At 72.3% G+C, this 12,902-nt stretch carries 16 protein-coding genes; 6 read left to right on the forward strand and 10 right to left on the reverse strand.

The annotated features are described in order from the left end of the window. The first annotated feature begins 343 nt into the window (after positions 1-343). A complete protein-coding gene (locus D7D94_RS04360) occupies positions 344-619 on the forward strand; it encodes a hypothetical protein (RefSeq protein ID WP_156241474.1) in 276 nt (91 codons plus the stop codon). After that, complete coding sequence (locus D7D94_RS04365; protein ID WP_246171872.1) at positions 616-1,794, forward strand: GNAT family N-acetyltransferase; 1,179 nt, start codon at positions 616-618, stop codon at positions 1,792-1,794. Before D7D94_RS04360 ends, D7D94_RS04365 begins: the two co-directional genes overlap by 4 nt. Positions 1,795-1,838: 44 nt before the next feature. On the opposite strand, the gene D7D94_RS04370 is transcribed toward D7D94_RS04365, so the two are convergent. Continuing rightward, positions 1,839-2,687, reverse strand: a complete 849-nt coding sequence (locus D7D94_RS04370) for a 3-hydroxyacyl-CoA dehydrogenase (RefSeq protein ID WP_156241475.1) — start codon at positions 2,685-2,687, stop codon at positions 1,839-1,841. Between the two features lie 110 nt (positions 2,688-2,797). Between D7D94_RS04370 and cofD the strand changes: the two genes are divergently transcribed. Further along, positions 2,798-3,763: a 2-phospho-L-lactate transferase gene (gene cofD / locus D7D94_RS04375; RefSeq protein WP_156241476.1), complete on the forward strand. Its 966-nt coding sequence runs from the start codon at positions 2,798-2,800 to the stop codon at positions 3,761-3,763. Between the two features lie 20 nt (positions 3,764-3,783). Here cofD and D7D94_RS04380 read toward each other — a convergent pair whose 3' ends face one another. Continuing rightward, positions 3,784-4,446 carry a SatD family protein gene (locus D7D94_RS04380; protein ID WP_156241477.1) on the reverse strand — a complete coding sequence of 221 codons (663 nt, stop codon included), beginning with the start codon at positions 4,444-4,446 and terminating at the stop codon, positions 3,784-3,786. Between the two features lie 97 nt (positions 4,447-4,543). Between D7D94_RS04380 and D7D94_RS04385 the strand changes: the two genes are divergently transcribed. Continuing rightward, on the forward strand, positions 4,544-4,960 hold the full coding sequence (locus D7D94_RS04385; RefSeq protein WP_156241478.1) for a YccF domain-containing protein: 417 nt from the start codon (positions 4,544-4,546) through the stop codon (positions 4,958-4,960). Between the two features lie 4 nt (positions 4,961-4,964). Here the strand turns inward: D7D94_RS04385 and D7D94_RS04390 are convergent, their stop codons facing one another. From D7D94_RS04390 to D7D94_RS04420, 7 genes are all read right to left on the reverse strand, one after another. Then, entirely contained in the window at positions 4,965-5,534 is a 570-nt protein-coding gene (locus D7D94_RS04390; RefSeq protein ID WP_156241479.1) for a cysteine hydrolase family protein, read from the reverse strand. Continuing rightward, positions 5,531-6,460 carry a bifunctional DNA-formamidopyrimidine glycosylase/DNA-(apurinic or apyrimidinic site) lyase gene (gene mutM / locus D7D94_RS04395; RefSeq protein WP_156241480.1) on the reverse strand — a complete coding sequence of 310 codons (930 nt, stop codon included), beginning with the start codon at positions 6,458-6,460 and terminating at the stop codon, positions 5,531-5,533. Before mutM ends, D7D94_RS04390 begins: the two co-directional genes overlap by 4 nt. Further along, positions 6,453-7,133, reverse strand: coding sequence for a ribonuclease III (gene rnc, locus D7D94_RS04400; protein WP_156243314.1), 681 nt, complete (start codon positions 7,131-7,133; stop codon positions 6,453-6,455). Before rnc ends, mutM begins: the two co-directional genes overlap by 8 nt. 26 nt (positions 7,134-7,159) lie before the next feature. Then, entirely contained in the window at positions 7,160-7,369 is a 210-nt protein-coding gene (rpmF, locus tag D7D94_RS04405) for a 50S ribosomal protein L32 (protein WP_156241481.1), read from the reverse strand. A 2-nt stretch (positions 7,370-7,371) separates the two neighbouring features. Further along, the gene (locus tag D7D94_RS04410; RefSeq protein WP_156241482.1) at positions 7,372-7,866 is read right to left on the reverse strand and encodes a YceD family protein; all 495 of its coding nucleotides are present in this window, start codon (positions 7,864-7,866) and stop codon (positions 7,372-7,374) included. A gap of 143 nt (positions 7,867-8,009) precedes the next feature. Beyond that, complete coding sequence (gene coaD / locus D7D94_RS04415; RefSeq protein WP_156241483.1) at positions 8,010-8,510, reverse strand: pantetheine-phosphate adenylyltransferase; 501 nt, start codon at positions 8,508-8,510, stop codon at positions 8,010-8,012. 25 nt (positions 8,511-8,535) lie between these two features. Then, positions 8,536-10,707: an ATP-dependent DNA helicase RecG gene (locus D7D94_RS04420; protein WP_156241484.1), complete on the reverse strand. Its 2,172-nt coding sequence runs from the start codon at positions 10,705-10,707 to the stop codon at positions 8,536-8,538. A 49-nt stretch (positions 10,708-10,756) separates the two neighbouring features. On the opposite strand from D7D94_RS04420, the gene D7D94_RS04425 reads away from it, so the two are divergent. Further along, positions 10,757-11,323, forward strand: a complete 567-nt coding sequence (locus tag D7D94_RS04425) for an RsmD family RNA methyltransferase (protein ID WP_156241485.1) — start codon at positions 10,757-10,759, stop codon at positions 11,321-11,323. Between the two features lie 27 nt (positions 11,324-11,350). On the opposite strand, the gene thiL is transcribed toward D7D94_RS04425, so the two are convergent. Beyond that, positions 11,351-12,337, reverse strand: coding sequence for a thiamine-phosphate kinase (thiL, locus tag D7D94_RS04430; RefSeq protein ID WP_156241486.1), 987 nt, complete (start codon positions 12,335-12,337; stop codon positions 11,351-11,353). 49 nt (positions 12,338-12,386) lie between these two features. Between thiL and D7D94_RS04435 the strand changes: the two genes are divergently transcribed. Then, entirely contained in the window at positions 12,387-12,896 is a 510-nt protein-coding gene (locus D7D94_RS04435) for a DUF3515 family protein (protein ID WP_156241487.1), read from the forward strand. Positions 12,897-12,902 lie beyond the last annotated feature (6 nt).

Raw genomic sequence — 12,902 nt, forward strand, 5'->3', positions numbered from 1 at the left:
GGCATGAGAGGAGGAAGCCGACATGGACATCACGCAGAACCCGGATACGACCCGCACAGCGTTCGCGGCTTCCGTCCCCGTCGCCGGGCGACGACTCGACGGGATCATTGCGGGCGGACTCCGTCCGACGCTCCGCCGTCCGTAGCGCAACTCCCGCCTCTCCGCATCCGCCGGTCGTCGGCCATCCGTCTCGGACCGGCGCCGCGCCCCGCCGCTCCGGCCATCCGTGCCGTCGGCCGAGCGCACCTCTCCGCCGTCCCCGGCGTGCTCGGGGCCGCTCCCGTTCCCCTCCGGGAACATCTCCCGCTCCGCACCGCGGGGCACACCCACGAAGGAAACCGTCGTGAACACGATTCACCTGTCCGTATCCGCCCACCCCCCGCAACCGGGCGTGCTCTCGGCACTGCCCGCGCGCACGCCTCGCACCTCGCCCGCCGACCGGCTGGCGATGTGGCTCGGCCTGCGGCTGCTGCTGTGGAGCACGCGCCCCATCGACCAGGCCGAGGTCCAGCGCCTGCACGAGCGTCGGCGCGTCGCCGCCGCCGCGCGGGCCGAGCACGACGCCGCGCTGTCCCGCAGCGCGGCCCGGTACGGCATCCACTGGACGAACATCCGATGACCGACGCCGACCGCCAGCAGGGCGCCCCGCGCATCCGCCGCGGGGCGCCCTCCCCCCGACCCGAGCACGACCATCCGTCGTGCGGAACCGAAGGAGCCGCCATGACCTGGCGCATCGATCGCGTCGTCGTCCCCGAATCTCTGGAGTCTGCGGACGCCGCCGACCTCGCCGCCTTCGTCGCGCTGGCCAACGCCGCCTGGCGTCGTGACTCGGGCACCGACCTCCACGACGACGACCCCGCCGACATGCTGAGCCGGTGGCAGGAGCAGACCTACCACCGGACGACGGCCATCGTCGCGCGGGACGGCGACGACCTCGCCGCGACCGGCACGCTCGACGTCGAGCTGTCCACCGAGCGGACGGCCGAGGTCGATGTTGCCGTGTCCGACCGCCACCTCGGCACGGATGCCGGCGACGCCGTGCTGGCCGCCCTCGAGCGCCTCGCGCGCGAGCAGGGCCGCGCCGTGCTGCAGGGCTGGACGATCCACCGCGCCGACGCGGAGGGCGAGCGGCTCGTGCCGCCGACCGGAGCCGGCGCGATCCCGGCCGACGACGAGTCCGCCCGCCGCATGCTGCGGGCCGGGTACGTGCTGGGGCAGGTCGAGCGCAACAGCGTGTTCGACCTGCACGGGTCGTACGAGGACGTCGACCGGCTGCTCGCGCAGGCCGAGGAGCGCGCGGGCGACGAGTACCGCGTGGTGTGGTGGACGGGTCGCACGCCCGATGAGCACGCCGAGGGCTACGCCCGTGCGATCGCGCGGATGAGCACCGACGTCCCGGCCGGCGACATGGCCGCCGAGGAGCAGACGTGGGATGCCGCGCGCGTTCTCGTGCGCGACGACCGTCTTCTCCGGTCCGGTCAGCTGATGGGCGTCACGCTCGCCGTGCACGTGCCGACGGGCGAGGTGGCGGCGTTCAACGAGCTGCAGATCGGCGCCGATCGCACTCGCCCGACCTCGCAGTGGGGCACGCTCGTCATGCCCGAGCACCGCGGGCGCCGCCTCGGCGCCCTGGTGAAGTGCGTCGGCCTCCGCAACTGGCACGACGCGGTGCCCGAGTCGCCGTGCGTCTCCACCTTCAACGCCGAGGAGAACCGGTACATGCTCGACGTCAACGAGGCCGTGGGCTTCCGACCCGCCTCCTATGCCGCGGCGTGGGAGAAGACGCTCTCCTGAACCGCAGCGGATGGCCGGGGCCCAGCCCGGCCATCCGCCCGGTCTCACGCGTAGTCGTAGAAGCCGTGCCCGGTTCCGCGGCCGAGGCGACCCTGGTCGATGTAGTCGCGCTTGAGGATCTCGGCGAACTCCCGCTTCTCGGGGTCGTCGCTGTCCTTGTTGAGGTTGTAGGGGGTCTGCATCCCCACGACGTCGAAGATCTGGAACGGGCCGAGCGGCGCGCCCGTGGCCCGGCGCCAGGTGAGGTCGATGGTCTCGACGTCGGCGACGCCGCGCACGTACAGCTTCGCGGCGGCGTCGAGGAGCGGCACGAGAAGCGAGTTCAGCACATAGCCCGGCTGCTCCTTCTTCACGCGGATGGGGACCATCCCGATCTCGTCGGCGAACTGGGCGACGGCCTCGAAGGCGTCCGCGTCGGTGCCGGCGTGGCCCATCACCTCGCCGGTGTTGTTGCGCCACACCTCGTTCGCGAAGTGCAGCGCGAGGAAGCGGTGGGGGCGCCCCGTGGCGTCGGCCATGTCGCTCGGCAGCAGCGTGGACGAGTTCGTGGCGAAGATCGTCTTCTCGGGAGCGGCGGCGCCGACCTTCGCCCACGTGTCGCGCTTGATGTCGATGCGCTCCGGGACGGCCTCGATGACGAGGTCTGCGTCGCTCAGGGCGTCGGCGAGGTCGGAGGTGGCGCGGATGCGCGCGATGGCGGCGTCGATCCGCTCGTCCGTGGCATCGGGCAGGTCGCGGAGGTAGAGCGGGCGGAGGTACTCCCACCGCTCCGGAAGCTTCGCCAGGATCTCGTCGCTCAGGTCGTAGGCGACGACGTCCTTCCCGTGGTACGCGGCTTGGAGGATGATCTGCGAGCCGAGCACTCCGGTGCCCAGGACGGTGAGTTTCTGCATTGTGTGCCTTCTTCCATTCATGTGAATAGCCTCGGATCTCGGTCTACTCCCCTCGTCTGAGCGGTCTCCGAGAGTCGTGCGCGGGATCGGGGCGTGGGTAACGTGGTCGGATGCGATACACGGTCATCGGCGGCGGCGTCGGCTGCGCCCGCTTCGTTCTGGGACTGCGCGAGCACGTCCGCCGCGCGGGCGGGCAGGACGAGATCGACGTCGTCGTGAACACGGCCGACGACTGGTGGGTGTCGGGTCTGCGCATCTCGCCCGATCACGACAGCCTGCTCTACGCCCTCGCCGGTGTGAACGACCGCGACCGCGGGTGGGGGCGCGCCGACGAGTCCGAGCGCGTCGCGCGGGAGCTCGCCGCCTGGGGGGCGGTGCCGGAGTGGTTCACGCTCGGCGACCTCGACCTCGGCGCACACATCGCCCGCACGGCGTGGCTGCGCGACGGTGCGACCGTCTCCGACGTCTACGCCCGCCTCGCCGCGCGCTGGAAGCTGGGCGCTGACCTTCATCCCGCGACCGACACCGAGATCGACACGCACGTGCACACGACGGATGGCCGGAGGATGCACTTCCAGGAATGGTGGGTCCGTCATCGCGCGGCCCTCCCCGCCACGCGCTTCGAGCAGACCGGCATCGCGCGCGCGACGCCGTCGGATGGCGCGCTGCGGGCGATCGCGGAAGCAGACGTGATCCTCCTCGCACCGTCCAACCCGGTCGTGTCGATCGGGCCGATCCTCGCGGTGCCCGGCATGCGCGACGCGCTGCGTGCGGCGCCGGCGCCGATCGTCGGCGTCTCGGGGATCATCGCCGGCGCGGTCGTGCGCGGGATGGCGGACGCCTGCCTCGCCGCGATCGGCGTGGAGACGTCGGCCGACGCCGTCGCTCGCCGGTACGGAGCGCGGTCAGCGGGCGGACTGCTCGACGGCTGGCTCGTCGACGAGACCGACGCGGATGTCGTCGGTCCCCTTTCCGAGGCTGGCATCCGCACGCGCGCCGTGCCGCTGTGGCTGCGCGATGCGGACAGCTCCGCGCAGGTCGCGGCCGACGCGCTCGCGCTCGCCGCGGACGCGTAGAGCAAGCCCGAGGAGCCGCGTCAGTGGACGCGGCGCGGGCGCACGCCCATCTCCAGCGTCTCCGCGCCCAGCCGGAGCGCGAGAACCGAGGGCTTGTTGAGGGTCTGCGACACGGCGGAGGGCGAGACCCGCTCGATCTCGGCGATCTTCTTCTGCGGGTACCCGCACCACAGGAGGAAGACCGCGCGGCGCGCGCGGGGCGCGATGTCGTCGATGAGGTGGTCACGGGCAGCGAGGTATGCGTTCACCGGGCCCTCGATCGCCCGATCGTGCGCGGAGGAGTCGGGGTCGACGAGGAACCACGAGCGCGTGCTGGGCAGGCGCGTGTCGGCGAGCTCGTGCGCGCGGTCGACCGCGTCGCGCGCGGCCCACCAGCCCGGGCCATCCTGGATCCGGTCCCCCAGACGCGACTCGACCGGGACCATCCCGCCCAGGCCGATGCCGAATCGGCACCCGACGCCGTCGGGCAGGGCGAGCTGCAGGTAGAGGGTCGACAGCAGCGCGTCGTCGACGGTGCGGAAGGCGGCCTGGAACTCATCGCCCACCGTCGGGTACCACTTCTGCAGTGCCCAGGGATAGGTGCGGTCGACCTCCATGGCGGCCTGCTCGACACCGCGCTGCACGTCGTCGCGCGATGCCGACTCCCGTGAGGAGATGATGTCCGCGATCACTGCTACCGCCATCGGTGAAGCATATCACTGAATATCACCCCGACTTAAGTGTCTGAGCTTAACCGGCGTCCACTGTTCCTGCGGGCGACCCATCTGTCACGATAGCTGCATGGGCATCCTCCGACTGATCCTCAATGTCATCTGGCTGCTGTTCGCCGGGCTGCCGCTCGCCCTCGCCTACGCGGTGGCGGGCGCGATCTGCTGCGTGCTCATCGTGACGATCCCCTGGGGCATCGCGTCATTCCGCATCGCGAACTACGTGCTGTGGCCGTTCGGGCGCACGGTCGTCGAACGCCCGTCCGCCGGCATCGGCTCCACGATCGGCAACGTCATCTGGCTCCTGGTGGCGGGCGTCTGGCTCGTCATCGGCCATATCGTCAGCGCGGCGGCCCTCGCCGTGACGATCATCGGGATTCCGCTCGCCCTCGCGGAGCTGAAAATCATCCCCGTCACGCTCACCCCGCTCGGCAAGCGGATCGTGCCCAGCGACACGGCGTTCGCGACCCTCGGCTCGATCCGGATCTGAGCGCTCAGCGCGCGAGCACGTCCGCGGTGCGCACCACGGTCGCGAACTCGCCGTGCAGGTTCGCCGCGGTGACGGCGGAGAGCTCGGCCGCCGTGAGCACGCGCCCGTCCGGGGTCGCGCGCGCGAAGGTGTGCGTGGCGTCGATGACGAAGTCGACGTCGTAGCCGAGGTTCCCGGCCATCCGCGCGGTCGTCTCGCAGCAGTGGTTCGTGGTGATGCCGCAGATCACGACCCGGGCGATTCCCTCGGCCTGCAGCCACGCGTGCAGATCGGGCGCTCCGTAGAAGCTCGAGTTCACGGACTTCCGGACGAGCAGATCGGGAACGCCCGCGACGACGTCCTTGAACGCGTGGCCGGGATGGTCGGGGTGCAGCGGGGAACGCGGGTCGCGGGAGTCATGCTGCACGAACACCGTCGGCCAGGACCGCTCGCGCCAGTGCGCGATGAGCGCCGCGACGTTAACCTCGCAGGAGGGGTTGTCGCGCGGTCCCCAGTAGTCGGCGTCGTCGAACCCCCGCTGCACGTCGATGACGACGAGGGCCGGCGCGTCGACGCTTGAGGACTGCTCCATCATCCGGTCAGACTATTCCGCCGCCGCTGGCACCGCGGACAGAAGTGCGAGGAGCGGTTCGTGAACGCGACCCGCGTGATCGGGGTGCCGCACCGCGCGCAGGGCTGCCCCTGGCGTCCGTACGCGTTGAGGCTGTGCGCGAAGTACCCGGCCTGGCCATTCACGTTGACGTACTGTGCGTCGAAGCTCGTGCCGCCCTCCGCGAGGGCGCGGTGCAGCACCGCGCGCACCTCCGCCAGCAGCCGTGACACCGCGCGCGGCGACAGGGCCGACGCCGGCGTCTCCGGATGGATGCGGGCGGCCCACAGCGCCTCGTCGGCGTAGATGTTGCCGATACCGCTGACGACGACCTGGTCGAGCAGCACGCGCTTGACAGCGGACGACCGACGAGCGAGATTCGCGGCGAAGGCGGCGTCGTCGAAGGCCGGGTCCAGCGGGTCGCGCGCGATGTGCGCGGCCTGCGACGCGACGAGCGGTGCGGCGCTCCCCCGGCCGCCCGCGGCGCCGTCGGGTGTCGGGATCAGCGCATCGACGGCGAGCGAGCCGAACGTGCGCTGGTCGGCGAACACCACGGCGAGCTCGCCGTGGTCCGGATGGTCGATGCCGATCCGCACGCGCTCGTGCCGTTCCCGAGGGGCGCCGGGGGCGCGCAGCAGCAGCTGCCCGCTCATGCCGAGGTGGCCGATCAGCCCCTCGGCGGGCGCGTTTGACGCGCGCCCTGCGTCGTCGAGCGCGAGCCAGAGGAACTTGCCGCGCCGCACGGCCGCGCCGACCGCTCGCCCCTCGAGGCGAGACGCGAAATCCACCGGGGTCCCGATGTGACGCGTGAGCGCTCGGGCGTCGAGCACCTCGACGCCCGAGATCGTCGCGCCGACGACGGCGGGCTCGAGGCCGGCCCGCACCACCTCGACCTCGGGGAGCTCAGGCATCCGCGGCCGGCGCGCTCAGCGCGTGCCACGCCGTCAGCGCGGCCGCCATCTCCGCCTGCTTCTTGCTCGTGCCGTCGCCGGTGGAGGCATGATCGCCGACCGTCACGGTCGCCGTGAAGCGGCGATCGTGATCGGGCCCGCGCGCGGCGACGGAGTAGACGGGAGCCGTCGTGCCGAGCTTGGCGGCCAGCTCCTGCAGGCTCGTCTTCGGGTCGACCGCCGCCCCGTATCGCGCGGGGTCGGCGAGCAGCGGCTCGATGAGCCGCAGCACGAGTGCCGCCGCCTCGTCGGCACCTGCCGAGAGGTACGCGGCGCCGAAGACCGCCTCGGTGGCATCGGCGAGGATCGAGTCCTTGTCGCGTCCGCCGGTGCGCTCCTCGCCGCGGCCGAGCTTGAGGTACTGCCCCAGCTCGAGACCGCGCGCCACCTCGGCGAGGGCGACGGTGGAGACGACGCTGGCGCGCCGCTTCGCGAGAGCGCCCTCGTCGAGATCGGGAAGGCTCCGGTAGAGCATGCTGGTCACGGCGAGGCCCAGCACGGAGTCGCCGAGGAACTCGAGCCGCTCATTGTGCGGGATGCCGCCGTGCTCGTACGCGTACGAGCGATGGGTCATGGCCAAAGCGAGAAGCTCGGCGTCGATCTCGACGCCGAGCTTCTCGGAGAGTGGCCGCAGGTGCGCCACGAGGAGGTGTCCGCCGCTCAGGCGTCGGCGACCTTGCGGCCCTTGTACTCGAGGAACAGCTCGGTGCCCTGCGAGTCCGTGACGACCTTGGCCTGGTGCGGGCGGCTGTAGACGACCTTGCCGTTCTCCACCGTCTTGACCAGCGTGGGGACCTCCGCCTTCCACTGCGCGCGGCGCGAGCGGGTGTTGGAACGGGAGACCTTCCGCTTCGGGGGGTTACCTGCCATGACTAGCTCTCTTCTGTGTTCGGGGCGGCGGATTCCGCCGATCCATCCTGGTCTGTGAGTTCTTGGAGCGCGGCCCACCGAGGATCGACGGGCGCCTGCTGCGCGGTGCCGGTGCTCTGCGCCATCCGCTCGCCCGTGACCGGGTCGAGTCCGGGGCAATCCGGCTGGCACACCGGCTGAAACGGAAGCGACAGAACGACCGCATCCCTGACCAGAGTTTCAAGATCCACGTGGTCGTCTTGAACCTCGAAGTCAGCAGTTTCCTCTCCAGGATACTCGAAAAGCTCCTGGAACTCGACTTCGAGCGGTTCGGCGATGTCGCGGAGGCACCGCCCGCACACGCCTTCGAAGACGGTGTCGAGCTCGCCGGTCACGAGGATGCCCTCGTGCACGGACTCGAGGCGCACGTCGAGATCGAGCTCCCTCCCCTTCGGGACGGACACGATCCCCTCGCCCCACTGCTCCGGGGCCGGGATGGTCAGGGTGTGTTCGCGCATCTCGCCCGCCTTGCGGACGATGTCGCGGACGGGCAGCACGAAGGGCCCGGAATGTCGCATTCTCACGGGCATCAAGCCTACCGGTGTGTCGGATGGCCGGGGCCGCGGCGCGCGCGGAGCGGCGCGCGCCGTTCGCCCTCGGGTCAGAGCTCCTTGGAGGTGACGCTCTCGAGGTAGCGCGCGACCGGAGCAGGCACGTACGGCGAGACGTCGCCGCCGAGACCCGCGACCTGACGGACGAGCGAGCTCGACACCACGGAGTGCGCGGGGTCCGCGAGCAGGAACACGGTCTCGACGCCGGCGAGGTGGTTGTTCATGATCGCCATCGGCGTCTCGTACGTCACGTCGCCCTGCGACCGGATGCCCTTCACCAGCACGCCCGCGCCGACCTCCTGCGCGTAGTCGACGAGGAGACCGACGCTCCACGCGCCGACGACGATCCTGCCGGGCAGCCCGGCCTCGGCGATCGACTGCTCGAGCAGCTGCAGGCGCACCGCGATGGGCAGCATCCCCGCCTTGTCGGGGTTGTGCACGACGAGCACGTGCAGCTCGTCATACAGCGACGCCGCGCGTCGGATCACGTCGAGATGACCGAGGGTGGGCGGGTCGAAGGAGCCGGGGACGACGGCGATCCGGTTGCTCATGCCGTCAGCCTACCCAGCGCCGTCGTCAGCTCTTCCCGAGCGCCTCGCGCTCGGCTTCGCTCACGCGGCGGGCGAGGGCGTGCGCGAGATCCGGATGCGCATCGAGCGCGGGGTCCTCCGCGAGGATGCGGTCGGCCTCCTCGCGAGCGCGGGCGATGAGGTCGCGGTCCTTCACCACGCGCAGCAGCCGCAGCGACGAGCGCGAGCCCGACTGGGCGTCTCCCAGGACGTCGCCCTCGCCGCGCAGCTCGAGGTCCACCTCGGCGAGCTCGAACCCGTCGAGGGTGGCCGCCACGGCGTCGACGCGCTCGCGCGCGGGCGTCCCCTCCTCGGCCTCGGTCACGAGCAGGCAGAGGCCGGGAACGCCGCCTCTGCCCACCCGGCCTCGCAGCTGGTGCAGCTGCGAGACGCCGAACCGGTCGGCGTCGAGGATGATCATCGTCGAGGCGTTCGGCACGTCGACGCCGACCTCGATGACGGTCGTGGCGATGAGCACGTCGACCTCGCCGCGCGAGAAGGCCTGCATGATGCGGTCCTTCTCCTCCGCCGGCATGCGCCCGTGCAGCACCGACATGCGCGCGCGCCCGAGGTGCGGATGGCTGCCCAGCAGCTCCGCGACCTGGACGACGCCCCACCGCGGCCCCTGCGGGCGCTCCCCCGCGAGCACGGGCGCGGTCGGCTCGTCCTCCTCGGCGTCCTTGCCCTTCTTCGAGACGTCGATGGCCGGGCACACGACGAAGACCTGGCGGCCCTTGCCCACCTCCTCGAACGCCCGCTCCCAGACCCGCTCGAACCATCCGGGGCGCTGCACGGGGGCGACGAACGTCTCGATGCCCGCGCGACCGGCGGGCATCGTGCGGATGGTCGACACCTCGAGATCGCCGAAGACCGTCATCGCGACCGTGCGCGGGATGGGGGTGGCGGTGAGGACGAGAGCATGCGGACTCGAGCCCTTCGCGCGCAGGGTCTCCCGCTGGTCGACGCCGAACCGGTGCTGCTCGTCGACGACGACGAGGCCGAGGTCGGCGAACGTCGTGCCCTCGCTGAGCAGCGCGTGGGTGCCGACGACGATGAGCGCCTGACCGGAGGCGACGCGCAGCGCGGCCTTGCGACGGACGGCCGCCGGCATCTGGCCGGTGAGGAGCGTCGGCATGAGCAGGGGCGCGAGCTCCGGGCCCAGCATCTTCGTGATGGAGCGCAGGTGCTGGCCGGCCAGCACCTCCGTCGGCGCGATGAGCGCGGCCTGTCCGCCCGACTCCGCCACCTGCAGCATGGCGCGCAGCGCGACGAGCGTCTTGCCGGAGCCGACCTCGCCCTGCACGAGCCGGTTCATCGGCCATCCCTGCACGAGATCTGCGGCGATCCGTTCGCCGACGACGCGCTGGTCGTCGGTGAGGGAGAACGGCAGCGTCGCGTCGAACCGCTCGAGCAGCCCGCCCGGCGCGGCGCGGCGCTCGGTCGCGGCCATCGCCCGCACGAACCACCGCTGCTGCGCGAGTGCCGTCTGCAGCACGAGGGCCTCGTGCATGCGCAGGGTCCGCTGCGAGGTCTGCACGTGCGCCCGATTCATCGGCCGGTGCACGCCCTCGATCGCCTCGGCGGCGGGCATGAGCGACTCCGCGACACGGAAGTCGACGTCGAGCGGCTCGGGGTATCCCTCGAGGTCGTCCAGGCACTTCGCGACCGCCTTCTGGATGTCCCAGGTCGCGACGGACGCGGTGGCCGGATACATCGGGATGAGCTGCCCGGCGTACTCGCGCGCCCGCTCGTGATCCTCGTCCTCGTCCTCGTCGAAGAGCTCGTAGTTCGGGTTCGACAGCTGGAACGCGCCACGGTACGTGCCCACCTTGCCGGAGAACACCCCCCGGCGTCCCGGCTTCAGCTGGTCCTTCCGCCAGGGCTGGCCGAAGAAGGTGAGGGTGATCGTGCCCTCGCCGTCGCTGATGACGGCCTCGACGATCGTGCCCTTGCGCTGGCGCATCGACCGCACCGACACCTGCTTGACCTGCGCCACGATCGACACGGTCTCGCCGAGGGGAAGACTGGAGATCGGCGTCAGCACGCCTCGCGACTCGTAGCGACGCGGATAATGGGCGAGCAGATCGCCGACGGTGCTCATGCCGAACGCACGCGCGTACTCGCCCGCGGTCTTCGCCCCCAGCGCCTGCGCGAGCGGGGTGTCGAGCGTGAGCGCCATCCCTCGAGTCTAGGAGGGGCCTCCGACAGGCTGCGGATATCGTGTCAGGGTGACGAGGATCATCGCGGGGCGCGCGGGCGGCGCGCGGCTGGAGGTGCCGCGATCGGGCACGCGTCCGACGAGCGAGCGGGTGAGGGAGTCGCTGTTCGGCTCGCTCGAGGACACCGGTCTGCTCGAGGGCGCGTCGGTCGTGGACCTGTACGCCGGGTCGGGCGCGCTGGGCCTGGAATGCGCGAGTCGGGGCGCCGCCGCCGTCGACCTCGTCGAGCGCTCGAAGCCCGCCGCCGCTCTCGCGCGCCGCAACGCCGACGTCGTCCGCCGTGCGATGGGGGCGGATGCCCCGCGCGTGCGGGTGCACCCGGTCGCCGTGCGCGCCTTCCTCCGCAGCACCGCCCCGGGCATCGACATCGCCCTGCTCGACCCGCCCTACGACCTGCCGGCCGCCGACCTCGCCGAGGACCTCGCCCTGCTCGCGCCGCTGCTGCGCCCCGACGGCCTCGTCGTCGTGGAGCGCGCGACCCGCTCCGGCGCTCCTGACTGGAGCGCGGCGGGTCTGGCCGCATGGCGCGAGCGGTCGTACGGCGACACGACCCTCTGGTGGGGCGAGCCCGCCTGAGTCGCCGGCCGAAGCCTCGAGCGGCGCTCAGCCCGCCGCGGCGTCCCAGTCGCGGTACGGGTCCCATCCGCCGGCGCCGCGATGGGCCTCTCCGTCGACGAGCACGGGCGCATCGCCGCGCTCGACGACGCGGCCGATCGCGCGGAAGCCGGGCGGCAGCGCGCCGCTCGGGAAGGTCGCGAGCAGCGCGTGGTCCTCGCCGCCCTCGAGAGCGAGGCGCGGATCCGCGCCGAGCGCGTCCGTGGCGATGTCGAGCGTCGCCCGCGAGGCGTCCGCCATCCGCCGGGCGTCCAGCACGAGGCCATCGGAGACGTCCATCATCGCCGTCGCGCCCGACAGGGCGGCGAACGGCCCGAGCCCGATCGGCGGCGCCGGCCGCAGCTGAGCGGCCAGCGCATCGGCGTCGCCGGCGTGCAGGTCATCCGGTCGGATGGCCACAGGCGCGCCGTCGGCATCGCGGAAGCGGGTGAACAGCAGCTCCAGACCGCGGGCGGCCCGGCCGAGCTCGCCCGCCACCGCGACGACGTCTCCCGGCCGCGCGCCGGAGCGCGTGACGGGCGCGCGGCCCTCGAGGTCGCCGAGCGCGGTGACGGCGACCGTCAGCACGTCGCCCGTCGCGAGGTCGCCGCCCACGACCGCGCATCCGGGCGCCAGCGCGTCACACGCGGCGCGCAGGCCCTCGGCCATCGCCTCGACGAACGACACGCGGGTGCGGCCGGGCAGCGCGAGCGCGACCAGCAGCGCCGTGGGCCGCGCGCCCATCGCCGCGACGTCGGCGAGGTTGACCGCCGCCGACTTCCATCCGAGGTCGTATCCGCTCGACCAGGCGAGGCGGAAGTCGGGGCCGTGGATGAGCGTGTCGGTGGTCGCGACGACCGAGCCGGATGGCGCGGCCACGACGGCCGCGTCGTCACCCGGCCCCAGGAGAGTCGCGCTCCCCTGCCCCGTGCGGGCGAGGATGCGGCGCAGGATCTCGCCCTCGCTCAGGTCGGCGACGGTGGGATCGGAGTGCATCCGTCCAGCGTAGGCGAACGTCCAGGAGGGGCGAACGTAGGCTGGGTGGGTGCTCCGCCGTCTCGCCGCCGTCGCAGGTCTCGCCGCCATCGCGGCCGTCTCGGGATGCGCCACGACCGTGCACCTGGAGCCGGCGCCGCGGGCGGACGACCCGCTCTGCGCGGAGGTGTCGGTGCGGATGCCCGACACCGTCGCCGGCCTCGAGCGCCACTGGACCGATGCGCAGGCGACGGCGGTCTGGGGCGACCCGACCGCGGTCATCCTCACCTGCGGACTGGAGGCACTGGCGCCGACGACCGAGCAGTGCGTGACGATCGACGGGGTCGACTGGGTCGTCGACGAGACCGACCGGCCGAACCTGCGCATGACGACCTACGGGCGCGAGCCCGCGGTGCAGGTGTACGTCGACACGACGGTGGTCACGGCCGACAGCGTGCTCGCGGGCAGCGCGCTCGGCGGGCCGGTGTCGACCATCCCCAAGACGACGCAGTGCACCGACCCCGACACCGCCGACCCCGACGTCGACGACGCCCCCACCACCGAGTCCGACGGCGACTGAGCGCGC

The sequence above is a fragment of the Microbacterium oryzae genome, assembly GCF_009735645.1.
GTDB lineage: Bacteria > Actinomycetota > Actinomycetes > Actinomycetales > Microbacteriaceae > Microbacterium > Microbacterium oryzae.

Coding starts and splice junctions, on each gene's coding strand:
- D7D94_RS04365 (WP_246171872.1), top strand. CDS start 616: ATGACCGACGCCGACCGCCAGCAGGGCGCCCCGCGCATCCGCCGCGGG.
- D7D94_RS04420 (WP_156241484.1), bottom strand. CDS start 10,707: ATGGCGCTCACGCTCGACACCCCGCTCGCGCAGGCGCTGGGGGCGAAG.
- mutM (WP_156241480.1), bottom strand. CDS start 6,460: ATGCCTGAGCTCCCCGAGGTCGAGGTGGTGCGGGCCGGCCTCGAGCCC.
- rpmF (WP_156241481.1), bottom strand. CDS start 7,369: ATGGCAGGTAACCCCCCGAAGCGGAAGGTCTCCCGTTCCAACACCCGC.
- coaD (WP_156241483.1), bottom strand. CDS start 8,510: ATGAGCAACCGGATCGCCGTCGTCCCCGGCTCCTTCGACCCGCCCACC.
- thiL (WP_156241486.1), bottom strand. CDS start 12,337: ATGCACTCCGATCCCACCGTCGCCGACCTGAGCGAGGGCGAGATCCTG.
- cofD (WP_156241476.1), top strand. CDS start 2,798: ATGCGATACACGGTCATCGGCGGCGGCGTCGGCTGCGCCCGCTTCGTT.
- D7D94_RS04385 (WP_156241478.1), top strand. CDS start 4,544: ATGGGCATCCTCCGACTGATCCTCAATGTCATCTGGCTGCTGTTCGCC.
- D7D94_RS04380 (WP_156241477.1), bottom strand. CDS start 4,446: ATGGCGGTAGCAGTGATCGCGGACATCATCTCCTCACGGGAGTCGGCA.
- D7D94_RS04410 (WP_156241482.1), bottom strand. CDS start 7,866: ATGCGCGAACACACCCTGACCATCCCGGCCCCGGAGCAGTGGGGCGAG.
- D7D94_RS04390 (WP_156241479.1), bottom strand. CDS start 5,534: ATGATGGAGCAGTCCTCAAGCGTCGACGCGCCGGCCCTCGTCGTCATC.
- D7D94_RS04370 (WP_156241475.1), bottom strand. CDS start 2,687: ATGCAGAAACTCACCGTCCTGGGCACCGGAGTGCTCGGCTCGCAGATC.